The organism is Paenibacillus sp. LPE1-1-1.1 (assembly GCF_040676435.1).
In the GTDB taxonomy this organism is placed as follows: domain Bacteria; phylum Bacillota; class Bacilli; order Paenibacillales; family Paenibacillaceae; genus Pristimantibacillus.
Window position 1 is genome coordinate 90,732 of record NZ_JBEGHY010000023.1, and the last position, 22,834, is coordinate 113,565.

The 22,834-nt window shown below is 47.4% G+C and carries 17 protein-coding genes; 15 read left to right on the forward strand and 2 right to left on the reverse strand.

The genetic code is table 11. The features are described from left to right. Positions 1-365: 365 nt before the first annotated feature. Positions 366-1,250: an AraC family transcriptional regulator gene (locus MRBLPE1_RS17250; RefSeq protein WP_364147570.1), complete on the reverse strand. Its 885-nt coding sequence runs from the start codon at positions 1,248-1,250 to the stop codon at positions 366-368. A 172-nt stretch (positions 1,251-1,422) separates the two neighbouring features. Here MRBLPE1_RS17250 and MRBLPE1_RS17255 point away from each other — a divergent pair, with 172 nt between their 5' ends. The 6 genes from MRBLPE1_RS17255 to MRBLPE1_RS17280 all read left to right on the forward strand — a co-directional run bounded on the left by MRBLPE1_RS17255 (position 1,423) and on the right by MRBLPE1_RS17280 (position 10,113). Beyond that, complete coding sequence (locus tag MRBLPE1_RS17255; protein WP_364147573.1) at positions 1,423-4,095, forward strand: family 78 glycoside hydrolase catalytic domain; 2,673 nt, start codon at positions 1,423-1,425, stop codon at positions 4,093-4,095. After that, positions 4,088-5,368: an MGH1-like glycoside hydrolase domain-containing protein gene (locus tag MRBLPE1_RS17260; RefSeq protein ID WP_364147576.1), complete on the forward strand. Its 1,281-nt coding sequence runs from the start codon at positions 4,088-4,090 to the stop codon at positions 5,366-5,368. The genes MRBLPE1_RS17255 and MRBLPE1_RS17260 overlap by 8 nt, the downstream gene beginning before the upstream one ends. 71 nt (positions 5,369-5,439) lie before the next feature. Beyond that, positions 5,440-6,750 carry an ABC transporter substrate-binding protein gene (locus MRBLPE1_RS17265; protein WP_364147578.1) on the forward strand — a complete coding sequence of 437 codons (1,311 nt, stop codon included), beginning with the start codon at positions 5,440-5,442 and terminating at the stop codon, positions 6,748-6,750. Between the two features lie 56 nt (positions 6,751-6,806). After that, positions 6,807-7,706: a carbohydrate ABC transporter permease gene (locus MRBLPE1_RS17270; RefSeq protein ID WP_364149711.1), complete on the forward strand. Its 900-nt coding sequence runs from the start codon at positions 6,807-6,809 to the stop codon at positions 7,704-7,706. A 2-nt stretch (positions 7,707-7,708) separates the two neighbouring features. Beyond that, complete coding sequence (locus MRBLPE1_RS17275; RefSeq protein WP_364147581.1) at positions 7,709-8,551, forward strand: carbohydrate ABC transporter permease; 843 nt, start codon at positions 7,709-7,711, stop codon at positions 8,549-8,551. Positions 8,552-8,643: 92 nt separating this feature from the next. Then, positions 8,644-10,113 carry a DUF5060 domain-containing protein gene (locus MRBLPE1_RS17280; RefSeq protein WP_364147584.1) on the forward strand — a complete coding sequence of 490 codons (1,470 nt, stop codon included), beginning with the start codon at positions 8,644-8,646 and terminating at the stop codon, positions 10,111-10,113. Between the two features lie 276 nt (positions 10,114-10,389). Here MRBLPE1_RS17280 and MRBLPE1_RS17285 read toward each other — a convergent pair whose 3' ends face one another. Then, on the reverse strand, positions 10,390-10,836 hold the full coding sequence (locus MRBLPE1_RS17285) for a hypothetical protein (protein WP_364147587.1): 447 nt from the start codon (positions 10,834-10,836) through the stop codon (positions 10,390-10,392). Positions 10,837-11,602: 766 nt separating this feature from the next. Between MRBLPE1_RS17285 and MRBLPE1_RS17290 the strand changes: the two genes are divergently transcribed. The 9 genes from MRBLPE1_RS17290 (at position 11,603) to MRBLPE1_RS17330 (ending at position 22,640) form a co-directional block, all read left to right on the forward strand. Next, positions 11,603-12,040, forward strand: a complete 438-nt coding sequence (locus MRBLPE1_RS17290) for a MarR family winged helix-turn-helix transcriptional regulator (protein ID WP_364147590.1) — start codon at positions 11,603-11,605, stop codon at positions 12,038-12,040. Positions 12,041-12,231: 191 nt separating this feature from the next. Beyond that, a complete protein-coding gene (locus MRBLPE1_RS17295) occupies positions 12,232-13,254 on the forward strand; it encodes an NADH:flavin oxidoreductase/NADH oxidase (RefSeq protein ID WP_364147592.1) in 1,023 nt (340 codons plus the stop codon). Between the two features lie 50 nt (positions 13,255-13,304). Further along, the gene (locus tag MRBLPE1_RS17300) at positions 13,305-13,691 is read left to right on the forward strand and encodes a rhodanese-like domain-containing protein (protein ID WP_364147595.1); all 387 of its coding nucleotides are present in this window, start codon (positions 13,305-13,307) and stop codon (positions 13,689-13,691) included. Positions 13,692-13,864: 173 nt separating this feature from the next. Then, positions 13,865-14,071, forward strand: a complete 207-nt coding sequence (locus MRBLPE1_RS17305; protein ID WP_364147598.1) for an NAD(P)H-binding protein — start codon at positions 13,865-13,867, stop codon at positions 14,069-14,071. A 527-nt stretch (positions 14,072-14,598) separates the two neighbouring features. Continuing rightward, positions 14,599-15,870, forward strand: coding sequence for a prolyl oligopeptidase family serine peptidase (locus MRBLPE1_RS17310; protein WP_364147600.1), 1,272 nt, complete (start codon positions 14,599-14,601; stop codon positions 15,868-15,870). 567 nt (positions 15,871-16,437) lie between these two features. Then, positions 16,438-18,279: a sigma-54-dependent Fis family transcriptional regulator gene (locus tag MRBLPE1_RS17315; RefSeq protein WP_364147601.1), complete on the forward strand. Its 1,842-nt coding sequence runs from the start codon at positions 16,438-16,440 to the stop codon at positions 18,277-18,279. 223 nt (positions 18,280-18,502) lie between these two features. Then, complete coding sequence (locus tag MRBLPE1_RS17320; protein WP_364147604.1) at positions 18,503-19,816, forward strand: four-carbon acid sugar kinase family protein; 1,314 nt, start codon at positions 18,503-18,505, stop codon at positions 19,814-19,816. Continuing rightward, complete coding sequence (gene pdxA / locus MRBLPE1_RS17325; protein WP_364147607.1) at positions 19,809-20,834, forward strand: 4-hydroxythreonine-4-phosphate dehydrogenase PdxA; 1,026 nt, start codon at positions 19,809-19,811, stop codon at positions 20,832-20,834. Before MRBLPE1_RS17320 ends, pdxA begins: the two co-directional genes overlap by 8 nt. 81 nt (positions 20,835-20,915) lie before the next feature. Continuing rightward, positions 20,916-22,640, forward strand: a complete 1,725-nt coding sequence (locus tag MRBLPE1_RS17330) for a hypothetical protein (protein WP_364147610.1) — start codon at positions 20,916-20,918, stop codon at positions 22,638-22,640. Positions 22,641-22,834: the final 194 nt, after the last annotated feature.

The window sequence follows — 22,834 nt, forward strand, 5'->3', positions numbered from 1 at the left end:
ACACGATAGTTAAACACCGAAAGGGCTGCCATTGGTAGCCATTCATTACGCTAACGGGCAGATTTATGCAGTGACCTTAACGATCTACTCTCGCATTTAGAAATAACACGCAAGATTTGTCTCTTCTGAAATCCGTGAAGGATGCGAAAAAGGAGCATGGGCTGCTCTGTTTGTAGAGGAACGAGAAGCGTAGAAGCCATAGACTTATAGCAGCATAGAAAAAAATACATCGCTCAAGGGCTCTGGTCCTTGGGCGACATACAGCTTATCACAGCAGATATTTGCTGCAACTGAGGCGTTGGGCTATAGTGCTAATTTCTCAGGACGGGATGTTGAGGTTGGATGAAATCGATGGTGAGGCTGATTTATACGTTGATTTTAAGAGCCTTGGTTCTATACTGCAAAGGGGTACACCCGGTCAGCTTGCGGAACAGGGCATGGAAAAATTTCAGATCGGTATAGCCGATACGTCCAACAATTTCGTTGACGGGCAGGTCCGTCGTCTCCAGCATGACGCAGCTTCTCTGAATGCGGACATGCTGCACATAACGGTTAAAGGTTTGTCCGGTGGCTTGCTTGAACAGCTGCTGCAAATGATTGACACTGATGGAGCTAGAGCTCGCCATGTGCTTTAGGGTGAGCTGCTCATGCGCATGATGATGGATGAATTGGATCATATCCTCCACCTTCTCGCGGTAGCGATTCGTGGTTTGAAGCTTGTCTGCATTGGTTACCTCGGATTGCATGCGGTGTAGTAGAATCAAAATTTGCAGCAGAATCGTTTTGAGCATCGTACGGTGCTCGGAGAATTGCTGGTGAAACTCCAGATAGGCCATCTGGAACATCTGGGAAAGACGGTTATGCTTGTCCTGATAATAGTACCAGCCCTGCTTCAGTTCCTGCGGTGAGTACAGCACCCGGTAGAGCTCAGATTGTGATGGTATCCAGTCCTTCACATCCTGAATCGCTTCGAGCTGAAAAATACAATTGCAAATAACCAGAGGTTCGGTCGATTGCGGGGACGATGGCCGGAAGACGTGAGAGGTTCCGATCGGCAGCAAAAATAAATCCCCTTTTTGAACAGGAATGGTCTGATCCCCAATAAATTGAAAGCCCCTCCCTTCCTCTACCAGGCAGATCTCAATAAAATCATGCGTATGATATTTGACCTTGAACGACTCGGTCTCCCGATTGAGAAAAATGGGGAAATCAGGTTTGAAAAAACGATCTCCAGTCAGCACCTGAACCATTTCGCATCTCCTTGTCTTGGTTTGTTTTATTTATCGTAAGCGCTTTATATGCAAAATATCAAGTAGAAAAAATGATAATGACCTATATCTAGTTTGATATCAACCTATAAAAGTCGATTCATGATCTTTTATACTTTAATCAACGAAGCAGGATGCAGAGAGGAGCGCAAATGTGGGTATTACCGCAAGTCGTTTAAAAATGGTTCATCAGCCCGAACCGCAGCAGAAGGCGGCAGGCGCTGTCGCCTGCATGAGCTGGATGCTGCAATCCGCCGAGTCGGAGCAGCTTCAAAGTGCTTACCATATCCAGGCTGCATCTGCACAAGAGCAGCTGCTTCAGGGTAAGCCGGACCTGTGGGACAGCGGCGTTGTTGCATCGGGGCAATCGCTGCATGTAGAATACCAGGGCCTACTGCCCAGAGCAGGCAAACGATGCTGGTGGAGAGTCAGAGTGTGGGATGAGTCTGGATCGCCATCGGAATGGAGTGAAGCAGCCGTTTGGACGCAAGCGCACCTTGAGCCATCGGAGTGGATTGCGAAATGGATTGGAAGCGTTATTCCGAAAGAGCTGGAGCTGCCTCCGGCAAGCTATCTGCGCAAAGCCTTTCAAACGGAAAGGCATGTAAAAAATGCAACCGCTTACGCAAGTGCATTAGGGCTCTATGAGCTAACAATTAATGGAAAGCGCGCGACCGACGAGCGGTTCGCCCCCGGATGGACGGATTATCATACCAGGGCACAATATCAGGTCTGCGATGTCACACACCTGCTGCATCAAGGGAGCAATGCCATCGGCATTATTTTAGGCACAGGTTGGTACGCGGGTTATCTGGGGATGATGGGACGCCAGGTGTATGGGGAGTCTCCAAGGCTGCTGTTTCAGCTTCATCTGGCGTATGAGGATGGAAGTGAAGAATGGCTGATCTCGGACGACTCTTGGAGAATGAGCAAGGGGCCGATCCTTTACTCTGACATTATCAAAGGGGAGAAGTACGATGCCCGCCTGGCGCAGTCCGGTTGGGATGAGCCTGGTTTTCAGGATGTAGATTGGGAGCAGCCGCACTGCTTTCAGTATTACGAAGGGGAGTTGACACTGCAGCGTGATCCGCCGATCCGGGTGATGGAGCAGATTCGTCCGTTATCTGTCAGGAAGACAGAGCAGGGCAGCTATATATACGACCTTGGGCAAAATATTGCCGGCTGGACACGACTACAAATAAGTGGGTGTTCCGGACAGGAAATTACGGTTCGGCATGCGGAGATGCTGGATGCTGACGGATCGTTGTACCTCGCCAATCTCCGCAAGGCGGTTCAAACGGACATTTATATTTTGCGGGGGGATGGATCCGAGGAGTTGGAACCGCATTTTACCTATCACGGCTTCCGCTATGTGGAAGTCGAAGGTGCAGAGGATGAGCTAACCCTAGACCAACTGCTTGGACTCGCCGCCTACTCGGCTGCTGAAGCATCGGGCTGGGTAGAAACATCGGATGAGATGATTAATCGGCTGTACAGTAATATTGTCTGGGGGCAAAAGGGGAATTTCTTCAGTGTTCCGACAGATTGCCCGCAGCGGGATGAACGACTCGGCTGGACGGGAGACGCGCAAATCTTTGTACGTACGGCCTGCTATAACATGGATGTCGAAGCCTTTTTCAAAAAATATATGGTGGATGTAGCTGATGCGCAGCGGGAAGACGGCGCGTTCCCGGATACGGCACCGGATGCGAACTGGTCATACTTCAAGCAGGTATCGAGCGCGAAGTGGTTCGCACCGGATAATGCGGGCTGGGGAGATGCGGGTGTCATTATTCCGTGGACGTTGTATCTGATGTACGGAGATGCTGCCATTCTAAAACAATATTACGATCGAATGAAGCAATGGGTCGACTACTTGAAGGCTAATAGCAATGATCTGATCCGGCCGGATTATGCGGATCACGCCGACTGGTTGTCGGTGAATGCGGATACGCCAAAAGATGTGTTGGCCACGCAATATTTTGCCTACAGTACTCGGTTGTTTGCTCGGATTGCTGCCCTTGTCGGCAATGAGGCGGATGCGGCTAGCTACGATGAATTATTTGAACAAATAAAGAGGGCTTTTACGAGCCGATTTGTTACAACGGACGGTATCATTGAAGGAGATACCCAGACGGTATATGCGCTGGCATTATATTTTGGCCTGCTGACCGAGGAACAGTGTGAGAAGTCGGCTCGGCGGCTGATACAGCTCATTGAGGAGAATGGCAATCATCTATCGACGGGTTTCCTCGGCGTAGGATATCTTCTTCCTGTATTGTCCGAGATTGGCCAAAATGAGCTTGCCTACACGCTGCTTCATCAGGAAAGCTATCCTTCTTGGCTGTACTCCGTCAAGCATGGGGCTACGACGATCTGGGAGCGGTGGGACGGCTGGACGGAGCACGGCGGCTTCCAAAGCCCAAGCATGAACTCGTTCAACCATTATTCGCTAGGTTCGGTCGGAGAGTGGATGTTCCGTTACATGGCAGGATTGGAACCCGATCCGCAGCAGCCCGGCTTCAAGCACATCCGGTTTCAGCCAAGGCCGGGAGGAACACTGAAATATGTGAAAGCGCATTATGAGAGCGGATACGGCCGCATCGAAGCAAGCTGGGAATATGATGAGCAGCAAGGAATTACGGTCAAGCTCACTCTGCCGCCCAATACGACTGCTTCTGTGATTTTGCCAGAGCCTGCGGTGCGAGCGCAAGGTCAGGCGAAATCGCTTGAAGCGGGCAGCTTGCATTATGAGGTAGGCTCAGGAGCATATACCTTTTACTGCGTGCAGACAGGGAAAAAGGAAGGAAAAGCAGACTATGAGTGAAGCTTTCGATCATTATGAACAGCTGTTAAGAGCTTATATTGGCGAGAAGGCGGATACCATCCTGAAGGCGCCCGCTCATTATCTCAAGCATCCCTTTGTAGATCCCGGCTCCATCTATGACGGCAATCTATGGGACTGGGATTCCTTCTGGGCGGTCTATGCGTTGCTGAATATGGCGGAGGATGAGAGCAGAGACCGTTATATTGCACATGCCAAGGGCAATATTTTTAACTTCCTGGATTATCAGCTTGAGGATGGCTACATTCCGATGATGATTGAGAAGAGCAAGCTGCCCGAGCCTTATTTGATCGGCAAGCGCAAGGAAGGGCATATCATGAATATGCACAAGCCCTTCCTATGCCAGCAGGTTGCAATTATAAGCGGAGCATGCGGGGATTACAGCTGGATCGAGCCGCATCTGGAGCAGCTTGAGCGCTACTTTGATTGCTATGACCGTTTCTATTATCACGAGAATAGCCGTCTGTATGTGTGGGCGGACGATGTGATGATCGGAATGGATAATGATCCGGCAACCTTTGGTCGTCCGCGCTTCTCAACTGCGAATATCTATTTGAACAGCTTTATGGTCAGCGATATGAAAGCCTTTTCATCTATTACTGCTCACCTTGGTCGCTCTGAACTGCAGTCGCGCTTTGATGAGAAGGCAGCCGAGCTCAGTAAGGCCATTCAGGAGGAATGCTGGGATCAGCGGGACAAGTTTTATTATTCGGTTGATGTGGATATTAAAACCCGTGCTTATGATTGGTTCCATACTGGACTAGGGGTGTTCTGGAGAACATTACCTATTAAAATAAGGGTATGGTCTGGTTTCATCCCGCTGTGGGCGGGCATTGCCGATGATAGGCAGGCTGCTCTGCTGGCGGAGCTTCATGCAGCAGATAAAAATACGTTTAACAGCCCGTCCGGAATGGCAACGCTTGCCCAAGATGAGAAAATGTTCGATTGCCGGGCAACGAATAATCCGTCCAACTGGCTTGGCCCGGTCTGGATCGTTGCCAATTACGTGGTCTTCCGCGGCCTAATGAATTATGGATATGTGAAGCAAGCCGAGGAGCTGTGCATGAAGACGGTAACGCTGCTCGGCAGGGATCTGGAGAAAACGGGCGTACTTCATGAGTACTATATTCCAGAAACCGGGGAGCCAGTCATGAACGGCGGATTTTTGAATTGGAACCTGCTTGTACTGAACATGATTGATGAGATGCGCGGCAAACCGCCGATCAGCAGCTTTCTTGGGATTCATTTTCCTTGAAATGAAACCGATAGCAATTATGCAACACCGTTAATGTTTTAGCTTGCTAACTAAAAGGGAGGTTTTTTAAAATGCTCAGAAACAGAATGTTATGGTCTTCGCTGCTCGTCACCCTGATGATTTTCCTCGCTGCATGCGGCAACTCGTCGACTAACAGTCCTTCCGGCAGTAATAAAGGGGAGGAAGCCGCAGAGAAAAACGTAGAATTGCGGATGATGTGGTGGGGATCTCAGGCGCGTCATGAAGCAACACTAAAGGTCATTGAATTGTTTGAGGGCAAAAATCCTAACATTTCGATTAATGCCGAATATTTGGGAGCGGACGGCTACTGGGATAAGCTGAATACCCAAATTGCGGGAGGCAATGCGCCTGATCTCATTCAGCTGGGCAACAATTACCCAGACTATGTATCCCGCGGTACGCTGCTTGAATTGGACCCGTTCATAGGCAATGAAATTAATTTAAGCGATTTTGACGAGGCGATTGCCACAAGCGGCAAGCTGAATGATAAGCAATATGGCATTAATCTTGGCTCCAATGCGCTTGGCATCGTGTATAACACCGAGTTGATCAAAAAAGCAGGCATGGAGCCGCCGAAAGCGGGTCTGAGCTGGGAAGAGCTGGAACAGTACAGCAAAGAGCTTGTAGGCAAGCTTGGCAGCGGCTACTATGCTTTTGCAGACCAATCTGCCTTTACCCATTATGTTGGACATTATGTGCGGCAAAGCGGCAAAGCGCTGTTTGATGGCAGCGACATTTCCTTTGATGAAGCAGACATGACCTCTTGGTTTGAGATGTGGAAGCGTTTCCGTGACGAAGGCATTATTCCTCCAGCAGAGAAATCGGCCGCTTATTTGGAAGTTGCGCCTGACAATTCTATGCTGGTTGAAGGTAAAATCGCGATGGTCGTCATGTGGTCCAATCAGATGAAGGCCTTCCAGGAAGCGATGCAGGATGAGCTGGAGATGATCCCGCTGCCAAGTGGCGGTACTGAGAAGGGCATGTGGATTCAGCCTAGCCAGTTCCTGGGAGTAAGCGCAAAAACCGAGCATGGCAAGGAAGCGGCTGCGTTTATTAACTTCTTCGTCAATGATCCTGAAGCAACAGCGATCTTAAGCAGCGTCAGAGGTATTCCGGGTTCCAAGATCGTTCGTGAAGCTCTGAAAGCGAGTGCAGAGCCCATTGTATTGAAGACGTATAACTATCTGGATGTGGCCGCTGAGCAGTCCCGCGAGATGGACCGTGAAATGCCTAACATTGCCGAGTGGGATGCCGCTTTGAAAAATGCGGCTCAGAAAATATCTTTCGGCACGGCTTCTGCCCAAGAAGCTGCCCAAGAAGCTTTGAAGGCCGCTCAAGCTGCAGCCGCCAAAGCGAAATAAAATTCCAATAGGAGGGACCGCGTTTGAATCAATCAGCTAAATCAAATCGGACTTCAATGTATTTAAAGGGGCTGTGGAAGAAAAATGCGGTCCCCTACCTTTTTCTTCTACCCTGGTTTTTGGGGGTTTTCGCACTAACGATCGGACCGATGATCAGCTCATTGTATCTCTCTTTTACCCAATATGACATGCTGACACCGTCCAAATGGATCGGGACCGAAAACTATGCCCGAATGTTCGATGATCCCCGCTACATGCAATCGTTAAAGGTGACTTTTACTTATGTATTCGTATCCGTTCCGTTCAAGCTGATTTTTGCGCTTGCGGTAGCCATGCTACTGAACAAAGGAATACGTGCACTTCCGCTGTACCGGACGGTCTATTACATTCCGACCCTGCTTGGGGGAAGCGTAGCGATAGCTGTGCTGTGGCGCAAAATGTTTGGCGGCGGCGGCGTGCTGAATGAGTTTTTGCTCAGCGTGTTTGGCATTCAGGCCCCGGACTGGGTATCGAATCCCAAATATGCGATTTATTCGATTATTGCGTTAACCGTATGGCAGTTTGGCTCATCGATGATTATATTTTTGGCGGGCTTAAAGCAGATTCCGATGGAGCTATATGAGGCATCCGAGGTGGATGGGGCAGGCAGATTGCGCCGCTTCTTCAATATTACGATTCCGATGCTCTCGCCGGTTATCTTCTTCAATCTGGTCATCCAGCTCATTACGGCCTTTCAGGCCTTTACTCCAGCCTTTATTATTAGTGGCGGCAAGGGCGGGCCCATTGACTCGACGCTGTTCTATACCCTGTATCTCTATCAGAAGGGCTTTGCGTTCTTCGAGATGGGTTATGCTTCAGCCATGGCGTGGGGACTTCTGGTCATTATTGCGGTATTTACAGCTATTATTTTTGGCACTTCCAAGTATTGGGTTAATTATGCGGACGGGGGGAAATGACGATGAATACAACTTCAAGAGCACAGACCATGGGTACGCACCTCTTCGTCATTTTGCTCGGTCTCGTTATGCTCTACCCGATAATTTGGCTGGTGGTCAGCTCGTTCAAACCAAGCTACCTCATATTTTCGGATTTGTCGATTTGGCCCAAAGAGGTCACGCTGGACAATTATACGAAGGGTTGGTCAGGCGTATCCAAATCCTCCTTCGGCACGTTCATTGGCAATTCCATTATGCTCGGACTGATTTGCGTGGTGGGAAACCTGGTTTCATGCTCGATGGCGGCCTATGCATTTGGCAGGCTGAACTTCTCCTGGAAAAAAGTGTGGTTCGCGCTGATGATGGTGACAATTATGCTGCCTCATCACGTAACGGTCATTCCACAATATGTTTTTTTCTTCAAAATGGGCTGGGTAGACACGTTCGGTCCACTATTTGTACCTAAGCTGCTGGCAACGGAGGCATTCTTTATTTTCCTCATGGTGCAGTTTATTCGCGGCTTGCCGCGTGACCTGGATGAGTCCGCGACGATTGACGGCTGCGGGACGATACAGATTTACTGGCGAATTATTTTGCCGCTTGCTTTTCCAGCGCTGATTACAACTGCCATCTTCACGTTTATCTGGACTTGGGACGATTTCTTCAGCCAATTGCTGTATCTGAACTCACCGGATCATTATACGGTACCGCTTGGTCTGCGCCTGTTTATGGACTCCTCAGGTGAATCGAACTGGGGTCCTATGTTCGCGATGTCAGTGGTCTCGTTGATCCCGGCCCTGATCATTTTCTTCTCCCTGCAGCGATACTTTGTGGAGGGCATTTCTACGACGGGGATTAAAGGGTAAGCAGCGGAAAAGGATTAGTTAAGGCGGCTTGTTAGACAGCAGTAGGCTGGAGAACGCCTACTGCTGTAAACGAATATGGAGGGGGAAATCGCATGACGGTACGGGAAGCAGCAGTGGAGCGGTGGGGGCAATTTGAGCTTTCACTGGCCGGTCCGCAGGAGGGCAACCCTTATGCGGAGCAGGAGCTGAAGGGTTATTTTAGCAAAGACGGGCATGAGGTATCGGTTAGGGGATTCTATGACGGGGGCGGCGTATACCGCATTCGATTCATGCCGGAGCAAGAGGGACGGTGGACTTATAGAACCGTGAGCTCGGCAGTGCAGTTGAATGGACATACGGGAAGCTTTGAATGTATCCCTGCCCAGGCGGGGAATCATGGTCCGGTCCAGGTGAAGGATGAGTACCAGTTTGCCTATGCGGACGGCAGCAGCTATGCGCCTTTTGGTACCACCTGTTATGCGTGGATTCATCTGGACGAGGCTATGCAGCAGCAGACGCTGGCTACTCTGGCAGAAGCGCCGTTTAATAAGCTGCGGATGTGCGTTTTTCCGAAGCATTATGCGTTTAACTCAACCGATCCGGACTGCTATCCGTTTGTGAAGAAAGAAGGCGGCGGCTTTGATCTGGGGCGGTTCGATCCGCGTTTTTTTGCCAAGCTTGAGCAGCGCATATCCGATTTGCAGCAGCTTGGGATTGAGGCGGATTTGATTCTATTCCATCCGTATGACAAAGGGCGTTGGGGCTTTGATGCCATGGAAGCGTCAAGTGATGATTATTATTTACGCTATGTGATTGCCCGCCTGGCTTCTTTCCGCAATGTATGGTGGGCGCTGGCTAATGAATATGATTTTATGGAAGAGAAGCACATGACGGATTGGGACCGCCTGCTGCAGCTGACACAGGAGGAAGATCCTTACGCACATCTGCGTTCTATTCATAATGGCACGAAGATGTATGATCATGCCAGTGTCGTGTTCTATGATCATAAGCAGCCTTGGATTACTCATCTCAGCGTTCAGCATTGGGATGTAACGATGCCGCCGATCTGGCACAGGCAATTCCATAAGCCTATCGTGGTGGATGAATGCTGCTATGAAGGCAATCTGCCGCAGCGCTGGGGCAATGTGACAGGCGAGGAAATGGTGCGCCGTTTCTGGGATATCATCGCCCGTGGCAGCTACTGCACGCATGGAGAAACCTATGCCGATGAGCATGATACTATCTGGTGGGCCAAAGGAGGCAAGCTGCATGGCGACAGCCCGGAGCGAATCCGCTTTCTGCGGACGATTCTGGAGGCAGCGCCGGAAAACTGCAAGCCGATTCCTGAGGTATATGATGTACCGACCATTGGAATTGAAGGGGAGTACTACCTCCAATACTTTGGCATTCACCGTCCAGCATACCGGATCATTGAGCTGCCTGAAGGCAGCAGCTTCAAAGCGGAAATCATCGATACTTGGGAAATGAAGATTACCGAGGTCGAGGGACTGCTAAGCGGAACAAGCCGGTTGGAGCTGCTGGATAAAATTTATCAGGCCGTTAGGCTGACGCGCGTGTCTTAATGTGGCAGCAGCAGCAAGCTGTTAGGTTGGGACTCATTGAACGCTTACTGCAAGAAGGGAGCTTTTTTCAAGCTTCCCTTTCTTGGCGGCCAGTGTTCTTTTTTTGGAACCTAACGGTTATCTCTAAAAATGTGTCAAAGGGTAGTGCTTGCAATCGTTTGCTAAGGAGACGAATAGTAATTTATCGTAGGCATGTTTGTGGTATTGCTCATTGTCATGAATCAGGTGGAAATAGTCCCGTGAAAATGGCGTTTTTCAATTGGTATCCTCAATCGTTTATTCGTTCATTGCAGGATTTAATGAGATTTGACCCTTTGCATAAACGATATCTGCAATAAAATCAGTGCGCTCCGTGGTGAAATTAATAAATCCCGCCATGCTAGTTATCTTTGCCGCATAAAGGGACAAGCTGCCGTCTCGATTAGGCATGAGCGCCATATCCCCATTCATATGCGCATAGTCAAAGGAATTCGCGTGCTTCGTAGCCGGATCAAAATAACCTGCTAGGGAGCGATGAAGGCCGGAGCCCCATGAATAGGTGAAATACAATTCCGCTATCCCGTTGCTGTCCGGATCGAGAGCCACGCTGGTTATGCTAAACCCGCCGAACCACTCCCCAAGCGGATATACATTCCCCTCATATAGCAACTCAAAGTCCTTTTGCAAAGCTAGAAAAGAATCGACATCGTCTTGAGTTCCCACGATTGCCGTATTTTCGGGCATGTCCTCGTTGAGCTTCGAAATTTTATAAATGCTCCATTGCTCTTGAAGACCTGACGAAGCTCGGGGAAAACAACGTCAATCCAACTTCATCTAATCATCCTGTACAGCGACTACATCAATTTTCCGCAAATCATAATCAACCGAACTCTGGTTATGACGGACGAACAAGCGCTGCTCCGTATATTGAAGCTCATAGAGCTAAATGGAGGATTAAAGCTCGGCCAAATAAACCCAAAAAACTCTTCAGTTAAAGTTTAAACAATATGCTAAGGTTATTCGTTTGTATTTAAACACCAGCGGTGTTTTTTAACCTTTGGATAATCCGGAGCCCCGGTTCCCAGGAGATTTTGACATCTCACGGGAATGGGACAATGACCAGCAGGAACCAGCAGGATAACCAGAAACGCTGGATGTGGAGCACTATTTATGGTCCGCACCAAGAGCCAATCGTCTATTGTTACTATTGTCTATCATGATCACACAGAATTTTAAGTACCTGGGCAGCCAGAAATCCTGGCATTAAGAGAAGTGGAAAAGGAGGCTGTGGTTGAAACCTTATCTGCTCTCACTCCCGAATTTTCCCGAGCGCTTGAGTTTACAATCGAGTATGAGCTTCCTCGGATGTTGGCATAGATTAAGCTTATTTCGAGAATGCTACTGGTCTGAATATGGAATAAACGTTATAATATTTTTTATTAAAAGAATGGAAGTTCTATTGTATTAACGGTTTGACCATGTTCAATAAAAACAGAGCAGGTGGAAATTGATGTATACCAACAATGAATTTTTAGATAACTGGCTATCCCTTACAAACATCCAAATGAGCATTAATAACAAGTTGGAGACTGCTTTACAAGAGAACTACAGTTTGTCGTTAAAGGAATTTTATGTTCTTTATTTCCTGTCACAAACTAACGATAAAGAATTAAGATTGCTGCAACTGCAAGAGATGGTCGGTTTGAGTCAAAGCGCTATTTCAAGACTGGTGGGCAGGATGGAAGCGAAAAGCTGTGGTGCCCTGCAGCGGCACGTTTGTGAAGACGATCGCAGAGGAATATATACTCGCATGACGGAGCTAGGAGAAGAAAAATTAAACATGGCTCTGCTTACTTTTAATGAAATTTTCCAGACCGCATTTATGGAGGATGGTCTCCAGCCTGAGCTGCAATCCTTAATCGAAAAATTCAACAGCATGGATAAATAAATCCGCATCACAATAAGAACAGATGCCATAAAGATAAAATAATTGAACTTTGCTCGGAGATGTTGCGCCGAGCTATATTTAATTGTAAAGATAAGCAGATCATTTTCTGCCATTCCTTGTTGACACAGAAAAAAAATTTGTGTTAATATATGCGTGCGCATGCATATAGATGATCAAAAGGAGTTTTTACGATGATTAATTTATTTAGTCCATATAAGTTGAAAGGAATGGAGTTGAAAAACAGGATTATCATGTCTCCGATGTGTCAATATTCGGTTGATAAAAAAGACGGAATCGCGACCGAATGGCATTATTTGCATTATGTAAGTCGTGCTGTTGGAGGAGCCGGGATGATCATGATTGAAATGACCGATGTAGAACCAGACGGACGAATCTCAGATTTCGACTTGGGCTTGTGGTCTGACGAGCAAATTCCTGCATTAAAAAAAATTGTAGACGCCTGCCATGACTACGGTGCAAAAGTGGGAATACAAATTGCACATGCAGGACGCAAAGCGGAAGATGTTCAAGTCCCGGTCGCTCCTTCGGCGATCCCGTTTGACGAAAATTCAAAAATGCCGAGAGCCCTCACAACCAGCGAAGTTAAAAATATGGTGGAGAAATTTCGCAAAGCCGTACAGCGTGCTGTCAAAGCCGGAGTAGATACGATTGAAATTCATGGTGCTCACGGATATCTGATTCATCAATTTCATTCTCCGCTAACGAATAAAAGAGACGATGAGTATGGAAAAGATCTAACCAGATTCGGTCGTGAAGTTATCCAAGCCGCGAAGGCCGAGATGCCTGAAGATATGCCGCTAATCATGCGCATATCCGCTAAAGAATATGTAGAAGGCGGGTACGGGATTAAGGAAAGTGTAGCTTTTGCTAAGGAATATCAAAAAACAGGTATAGACATTTTCGATATATCTTCGGGCGGGGAAGGACCGATTACAGCATGGGGAAGACCTGGTACTCACGCTGCATATCAAGTGCCATTAGCCAAAGAAATGAAGTTGGCACTTGGCGTACCCGTCATCGCGGTAGGAAGACTGGAAGATCCTATTTTGGCCAATGCAGTTATCGGAAATGAAGAAGCGGACCTTGTAGCCGTAGGGAGAGGAATGCTTAAAAACCCATACTGGTCCCTAGAAGCCGAAATCAAACTAAAAAAAGAATCGACTGCTCCAAGACAGTATACGGCGGGTTTTTAACGGCTCATCACGACACACAGCTGCTACGGTAATTTCGAAAGGAGCGCAGGATGATAACGCTACTGTTTATTTTAGCCGGCGCTGTGATCCTGTGGATCCTGCGTCAGTGTTGGCCTATTCATGGCCTTATCGAAGTGAACCAGCTAAACTGTATTGAAGCTAAGGGCAGGAACCGAACCTTGAAACTGCTCGATGTCCGAGATGCCAGCGAATATCTCACTGGCCATATTCCAGATTCGATTAACATATCTACGGGCAGGCTCCCTTACGTCTGGCAACTTAATTTATCGCCAGATGACGATGTCGTGATCCTATCGGATAACGCGCACCAACGTAATAAATCAGCTAGAATTTTACGCAAACATGAATTCCGACACTTGTATGTATGGCATGGAAGCATCACGGACTCGCCAATAACGATTTGTAAGGAATCATAGAATTAATTAATAACCATGATAAAAAAAGGTCTTTCATTTACGCAGGAACAAGAAGAAACAACTTCAAAAGTCATTCGAGCAATGTTCGTAATGTTCGATTTACTGAAGATTGACTTGAATGGAGCAGTTAAAGTTATGCATGCTGCCGAGCTCACTAAAATAAAGAGATTAAAATGCTCAATTCAGCTTTTTCTCTGGATCAAGACAAATGGAAGGAGTCTTTTTTAAAAGATATAACGGACTATAATATTGCCAAACATTTTGCTGATCAGTGGCTTATAAATAATACCAATCTAGATTATACAATATTACAACCCGGAGTTTTAAAAGAAACTCCTGGATCTGGAAAATTAGAAGTCAATATAAATGAGCGATGGTAGAAAGCTTATACCAGAAGCTTTACGGGATTTATAAGAACACCAAGTTTTAAATCTTCCAACTGAACATATAAGACTAAGAAGTCGCGTAATCGCGGCTTTTTTTATTTATATCGATATATGTTTTGTTAATAGTCTATGACAAGAACATTTATCGTTTGCCGGTTTGGGAAAAGATCATGTATTGTTCCCATTCATTGAGGGGAGTTCTTAATCAGCAAACCAACAAAATTACATCAACTGATCGTAAAAACGAAAATAAAGGTCGTAATATTGTATGTGAGCCTCCATATGTTTCCGGTAGAATGAAAACTAGGGGGTGAAACGGCAATTTGCTTATCTAATCCAGGTCGCCGATCAGAAAGATTTCGGATCTCCGGCTTTGTATAGCGGGCGCTCTTTGTCTGATGAATACGATCTCATTCCTTGATGGGGTCCGGAATCGGAATCCCGGACCGACAATGTTTTCGCGTAAGACTATTTCTGGCGAGAGTCAAACATTTCAATCTGAGAAAAAGGTGGATTTTGTTATGGGAAGAAGTTACTACGCAATTATCGAGATAACTGATCATGGTCCTTACGTTACCAAACTGGTACTACCCATGCCGATGAATGTGAAGGCGGAAGCGGTGCAGCCGGAATGCTTTAGTGTATATGTGGAGCGGAAGGACAAGAAAGGTGAGATCCTGAAAATCTCGAGGAACTGGTTAGAGAAGACGGATAAGGAGTTAAGCAAGGGCTACTGCGTGGTGAAAGCCGCTTATCCTTCCTGCCAGTATGGCGTTCGGAAAGAGGAAGGGGAATTCGTAACTCTGGAAATGAAGTATGGACCGCTCGATTCCTTATCCGCTGCAATTGCCTGTCCGAACGTCTTCAACGAGTTTATCATTAGCGATTACCAGATTACCCAGATTGCAGAAATTCCGGCGGATGATGAGAAGCTGACGGGATTGGTATATGACCTGCGTGCAGGCAATACCATGAAACAGGCAGAGAAGTTCCTGCACGGCATTTCCTCCTATGAAGAGGAGCCGTTAAAGTATGGCTACTTCGTGCCGCAGACTGGAAACGGCAGGCGGCCACTCATCATCTGGTTGCACGGAGCTGGAGAGGGCGGAGAGGATCCGACTATCGCTTATACGAGCAACAAGGTAGTGAACCTGGCCAGCGATGCAATCCAAACCAAGTTTGGCGGAGCTTACCTGTTAGTTCCGCAGACACCGACCTTTTGGATGAACGACGGCAGCGGGCAGTACGGCAGGACAGGTCAGTCCAAGTATGGGGAGTCATTGAAGGCTTTGATTGATGAGTTCATTGCCAGGAATGATGCGGCAATCGACACTAACCGGATCTATATCGGAGGCTGCTCAAATGGGGGATTTATGACCATGCGCATGGTGCTGGACTATCCGGATTTCTTCGCTGCCGCTTATCCGGTTTGCGAAGCGTTGTATGATGAGGTCATCAGTGATGCGGATATCGAGACGATTAAGCATGTGCCGATTTGGTTTACCCATTCCAAGGATGATTTGATTGTGAAGTCGGAGGAAACGGTCATACCGACTTATAAGCGCTTGATTAAGGCAGGTGCGGAGAATGTGCATTTCTCATACTTTGATAAAGTTGTGGACATCCATGGCTTGTTTGAGGATGAAAAGGGAGAGCCGTTTATCTATAATGGGCATTTCTCCTGGATATATGCCCTGAACGATGACTGTCACCTGGATTATGACGGGAAGCCGGTCGTGGTGGAGGGTAAAAAAGTATCTCTGATGGATTGGCTTGCTATGCAGAGCAAGTAAACGAGAAACATATCCAATTTAATGGAGAGTAAAGCAATAGAAGAATTAATTATATGAGATGGTATATGCCACTTATAGTTGCAATAGATGTATTTGAAAACCCAAGTCAAAAAAATAAACAATTCTAAATTTGTGTCGAGCGATATATATCTAAACTGAGTTTTTATAAACGATCTTATAAAAGCGCTGCCAATTATGGCAGCGCTTTTATTATTAAACAAGATACGAAATGATATATGTTCCCGAATGAATGATGTCGAGTGTCATGAATATAAAACTGGGATCTTAAGAAAGAGCGTTGTCAATAGAAATGGCAGGATAGGATCGAAGATTGCTCTGATGGGGGGCGCGATATGCAGAGGCGATGGAAAAAATGACCGGCCTCTGAGTGTAATTAGTCTAAAACTTTATTTTCTCTGAACGCTTATTCTATGAGATAAAAGACGCACATGTATGTAACGTTAAAATCTTTTGTATAAACGGTACTTTCCTTTCATTCTGTGTATAATCAATAAGAGTTGTTATATTTTGCAACAGTCATAATTGATTATAAAGCGAGGATACAAAATGAAAATCAAAGTGTTGGCGATTGCCCCATATCTTGGCTTGAAGGGTTTGCTGGAAAGTATATCACAAGAAGAGCCGCGGATCGAGATGGACATTGAAGTAGCCGATCTCCAAAATGCGGTTCCAATCGTCACCGGATCCAAAGGACATCCATATGACATCATCATCAGCCGCGGGGGAACCTCTTCCGTGATAAGAGAACATATTTCCACTCCGGTAGTGGATATTCCCGTCTCAGGATATGACATTTTGCGTGTGCTTACCTTAGTCAAAGATTCCAGCACCAAGGTGGCCATCATTGGCTTCCCCACTATATGCCGCGGGGCAGCGGCCGTTTCGAGCCTGCTCGATTTTGAAATTCCGATCTATTCTATTGAGCATGAAACCGAAGTTCACACCGCGCTGCAAACGGCTTTCGATCATGGCGCAAAAATCGTTCTTGGAGACGCGATTACGGTTCGTACGGCCGAGGAGATGGGGTATAACGGCATCCTTATTACTTCAGGCCGCGAATCCGTGCTCGAGGCACTGTCGGAAGTAAAACGCATCTATGACGCTCTATTGAAGGCCCGAGAAAACGAACGTTTTTTTGAGCATATGCTAGAGCATCACCGTACGGGCGTACTTGCGTTAGATAACCGCGGCGTTATTCGTTATGCCAATCATGCTGCCTCGTTATTATTAGGTTACGATAGTTCGGTCATGTGCGGCATGAATCTTAGCGGCATCGACCCGATTTGGGGTCATTATTTGGAGGAAGCAGCCAAAAGCGATGCAGTCTCTGAAAATCAGCAAAAAATAAAATGGTTTTATAAACGCCAAATGAAGGTTGAATTTGTCGTGCCTGCCATGGCAAAGGAACAAACCTATTTAGTCTATATGTATCCGCTGGAGAACCACGTTAAAAACCCTATTTCAAGCACCTTAGAAGTAACCGGCCGAATTGCTACTTTTGCTCAGGTAATCGGTTCAAGCATAACGATTCAGCAAACTGTCAAACGCGCCAATTTGCTGGCTCAAACGGACAAGCCTATCTGGATTGTCGGGGAAGCCGGTAGCGGGAAATCGTTATTTTCTCAAGCGATCCATTCCGCCAGCGCGCAAAGTGGCGATGCATTATACGTCATTCCATGCGACAAGTTAACGGAATCCGAACAAGAGTCTATTTTATTTGGCAATGAAACGACGCCGGGGCTGCTCTACATGGAATCAGTCGGTACGGTTTGCCTCCAGCAAATCCAGCATACCAGTCAACATTTGCAGCAAAAGCTGCTGGCCGCCATGCAAGGCGGAGCCCATCCGCGCCTTATCTTCACTTCCCTGTTGCCAATAAAAGCTTTGATAAAAAAAGAAGAACTGGCCCCCGATTTTGTGCATTTATTCGCCAATACAAGCTTGCAATTACCGCCGCTTCGTGAGCGTCTGGAGGATATCGGAGAAATAGCCCGCGTCTTAATCGCCAATTACAATTCCCGTCATGGCAAGCAAATTGTCGGTATACGGCAGCCTGTGCTAGAAGACGATCTCATGCAGAAACCATGGCCGGGCAATATACAGCAATTGAAGCTGGTTTTAGAGTGCATTTTATCGGTTACGAATGGAAATTATATTGGCGCCAATGAAGCAGCTGAAGGATGGCTAAAAGTAAGTGAGTCCATACAAACGGAAGCTGACAGCCACAACGTGCTTTTAAACTTGTCGGGCACCTGGGATGAAATCGAAAAGAGAGTTTTATGGGAAATCCTGCAACACGAAGGCATGAATCAATCCAAAACGGCTAACCGATTAGGCATCAATCGCTCCACTCTTTGGCGAAAACTAAAAAATATGTTGCAATATTAAACAATACTGATATTGTTATGCAACATTTAGTCCCTTATAATAATCGTATAAAGCGTTTTTTATTTAAAGTGTTGCAAAATAAAGCAATTGATTCTAGGAAACTTGGATAAATAAATGCGTGAGTTTCTGTCAAAAGCCGTACGTACCTGTTAGGGTTCCATTCTCCGGACCTTTAAACACTCTTATGAAACACAAGAATGAGTTGCAAGGAGATACCACAATTATGAGGCAAATCGCAATTATTGCTGATGATTTAACCGGAGCTTCCGACTCTGGCGTGCAGTTCGCAAGAAAAGGCTTTGAGACCCAGGTCATTTTTAATATAGATCATTTTTCTACAGGCATAAAGGAAATAGAAGTCATTGTTCTCGATACGGATAGCCGGTCAGTTTCCGGGAAAATGGCCTATGAGAAGGCAAAGATAGCTGCGGTTCAAGTCAATCAACTAGGCTTTAAGCATGTATATAAAAAAATGGATTCTACGCTGCGAGGTAACTTAGGCTCAGAAATAGACGCCGTCGCGGATGCCATCCCAGTGGATTTTACAGTTGTAGCGCCTGCATTCCCGAAACTAGGCAGAACAACAAGAAACGGCATCCATTATATGAACAATGTACCGATCGATCAGACTGAAGCAGCAAGAGATCCCAAGTGTCCCGTAACGGAATCCAACTTAGTAAAGCTGCTCGCTTCCCAATCGAAACGGAAAGCGGGACTAATCCCGTTAGAAACCCTTCGTTCAGGCAAAGAAGCCGTTTTGTCCCGAGTAAAAGCTTTACTTCAGAAACAAATCGAAATCATTGTGTTTGATACTGTTTCGGGCGAGGATATGAAACAAATCGCAGCAATCATGGCGGTAAGCGAATATCGGATTCTATGGGCAGGATCGGCAGGTCTCGCAGATTACCTTCCAGAGGCGCTGGCTTTGTTGAGCAGCAGTAAAGCTTCAAATTCGGTTATATCCGTCACCAATAAGCCCGTACTTTTAGTTGCGGGCAGCATTTCTAAGGTAACCCGAAGTCAGGTTGCCGCGTTTAATTTAAGTCCGCAGGTGACAGCCGTGGAGTTTAACACGGTTGTGGCCCTTACCTCCGATGAGGGCTGCTCCAAGGAAATCGAGCGGTGCAAGATGGAGCTCCTGACGGCCATAGCTGCAGGCTCGGATGTGTCTCTTTATGCAAGCTCTTCACCCAAGCATGTCCGATTATCCAAAGCGGCAGGCGCCGTAAGAGGATTTGATTCTACGGAGGTTTCCAACCGGATCGCAGCTATATTGGGTGGAATTGCTTCCGGAATTATTCGAGAGATTGAACTGCAAGGCGTTATTCTAACCGGCGGGGATACGGCTAAGGCCGTATGCAAGCATCTAAGTGTATCCGGCATTCAGCTCATCAGTGAGATTGAACCGGGAATTCCACTTGGAAAACTCGTGGGGAGCACGCCTTTGTGGGTAGTCACGAAAGCCGGTGCTTTCGGCAATGAAAATAGTTTGGTGCATGCTAAAGTGGCTTTGAAGGGAGGACAATCTAATGAATAGACCAATTATAGGCATTACAATGGGGGATGCTGCAGGCGTTGGCCCTGAAATTATATTGAAATCCTTGCATGATTCCCTTGTATATGAATCTTGCAGACCTTTCGTCATCGGCGATTCGAAAATCATGGAAAGAGCCGAAGGCTTTGTCCAAACAGGACTGAAAATCCGTAACATTCAAACCGTATCGGAGGCTCAATTTCAAATCGGCACGGTAGACTGTCTGGATTTGGATTTGGTTCCCGCCGATCTCAAGGTCGGACAAGTGTCTGCCGAGGCTGGGCATGCCTCCTTCAGCTTTTTGAAGAAAGCGATCGAGCTTGCAAATGCCGGCGAGATAGATGCGATCTGCACAGCGCCATTGAACAAAGAAGCACTTCACAAAGGAGGACATATTTATCCGGGTCACACCGAAATTTTGGCCGACTTGACCGGTACAAAGGATTTTTCGATGATGCTGTCCGCACCAAAGCTGAAGGTCATTCACGTCACGACTCACGTTGGCATTATCGATGCCGTTAAGATGATCAATCCGGAACGCGTTTATAAGGTCATTCGCATGGCGCATGAAACGTTGCAAAAGGCAGGCTTTGCCGCTCCGAAAATCGCTGTCTGCGGCATTAATCCACATGCCGGAGAAAATGGGCTGTTTGGTTATGGAGAAGAAGAAGAAAAAATAATTCCCGGCGTCAAACAGGCTCAAGAAGATGGCATTCATGCGGTTGGGCCCCTTCCGGCCGATACCCTGTTCTTCCGTGCGACGCGCGGCGATTTTGATATCGTCGTAGCGATGTACCACGATCAGGGTCATGGTCCTATTAAAGTGCTTGGACTTGAGGCTGGCGTTAACATTACCGTCGGTCTGCCTATTATTCGGACCAGCGTAGACCACGGCACCGCGTTTGATATCGCCGGCAAAGGAATCGCTGACGAGCAAAGCATGAAGGAAGCTATCCGCCAAGCGATTGAGTTAGCTCCTAACCGCGTATTTGATCACCTTCCTTGGAGTAAACAATGCTAACGTTGCGATAAGTTCCACTATCGTTTCGAGGGCTTGATCAAACGGCTATAACGCAGAAAAGTATGAAGAGGAGGAAATGAAATGGCTAAGCGTCCCATACCGGATACTTTGATGCTGGAAGAACGGGCTGCCCATGCTCTGAATGCGATGGTGGGCATTGCGGATAGTGATTACGATTATGTGCCGTTCTTTGCGGCAAATTTAATGGCTAAGCCCGCTTACATGACGCATGGAGATTGGGATTACGGTTCCTCCCACGGCCGGATGATCGACGGGATGATCCTTGCAAGACATATGTCCGGTGAAACATTCGGACAGGAGGTAGAGGAGCGATATCGCTCCAACTTGCTCTCCTTCTTTAAGGAAGACGGAATGAGCTACCGCCAGTTGAACCCGGTATACAAATGGGAGACGAATGCGAATCTGATCGATCAGCGTGCTGTGATCCTGTCACTGACAACCTGGTACATGGAATCGGGAGATCAGAAGGCTAAGGAAGCTGCGGATCGTCATGTTGCGGCACTTAAACGGATCGCGATCAAGGAACGCGACATCTGGTATTATCCGGCTTCTGAATATAAGGAAACGGGATGGCCGTCCAAGAATGCCGTCCAACTCCGGCTTGCTCCGGACCCTGCTTCTTTCTGCGGGAGACTCATTATGCCACTGCTGAAGTACCACGAATTAACGGGGAACCAGGATGCCTTTGAGCTCTGCCAGTACTTCACGGCGCTCATTACGGAAAGAAGTCGTGTATTCCTTGAAGATGGGAGCTTTAATGATTCTCCAGCCTACCGCAGCGGACACTTCCATACCCGGTTGGGTACTTTGGACGCGATTGCCCGTTTCGGTGAGTTCACGCGAAACGCCGCGATGATTAGCTGGGTTAAGAAGAGCTATGATTGGGCGCTAACGAAGTGCACCGCATTCGGCTGGACACCAGGCGACCTTCACGAGCAAGCTTATGAGCACGAAACCTGCTCTTTAGTGGATCTGATCGCGACCGGGATTACGCTCGCCAAAAATGGTTACGTGGAATATTGGGGAACCGTTGAACGGTTTCTCCGGAACCACCTGGCGGAATCTCAACTGCTGGACTTGAATTGGGTAGAGCAATCTACGGACAAGTTGAGGGACATTCACGCAGATCGCTCCTATTACAAGGTTGCGGATCGAACGCGGGGAGCCTTCGCCGGATACTCCGCTCCTAACGACTTCTGCTGTGACGTTAATGAAGGACGCGGCCATACAAACGATTTGCAAATATGCTGTTTAGGCTCGGGAATGCGCGGTTTGTTCATGGGCTGGAGTAATAGTATTACGGAGCAAGAGGGCATGATCAGCGTGAACTTTCTGCTGAATCGGGGTTCGAAGTGGCTCGACGTCGACAGTTACTTGCCGCACGAAGGCAAAGTCGTGCTTCACATCCATCAGGATCTGCCGCGGCTTACCGTCCGAATTCCTGAGTGGGCGGGATTCACCAAAATCAACGTTGCCCGCAAGCGGGGCAATACATTGACGGAAGGCAACGGAAAAGATCCGAGCAGCTGGATTAACAAGTGTTTCCTGTTACTCGGTCCCGCATTTGAAGGAGAAACAATTACGATTACGTTCCCGCTGAGCTTGCGAACAACACAGGAGAATGCAGTTGGTCAAGTATTCGATACACAGTGGCGCGGCGATGATGTTGTAGACATCAGCCCTAAGGGACGGCAAAAGCCACTGTACAGCGGGCGTGAAGTATATGATCATGCGCCGATGCGGATGGGCGATTATCGGAGACTGGATCGTGAACTTGTTTGGTAGAGTGGGAAGCGGCATGAATTTCTGAAGGAAGTTATTCAGGTCTCGAATGAAGTGACCGTGCAGCGGTTTCTCCGTACTGCTTGAGAACATGGGAATCTGCAGAACGGAATTCGTTCCGCAGATTCCTCTTTTTTTTGGACGTGCAGAATGAGACCTCTGGCGTGCTGATACGAGTCGCGTTCAAAAAACAGGCA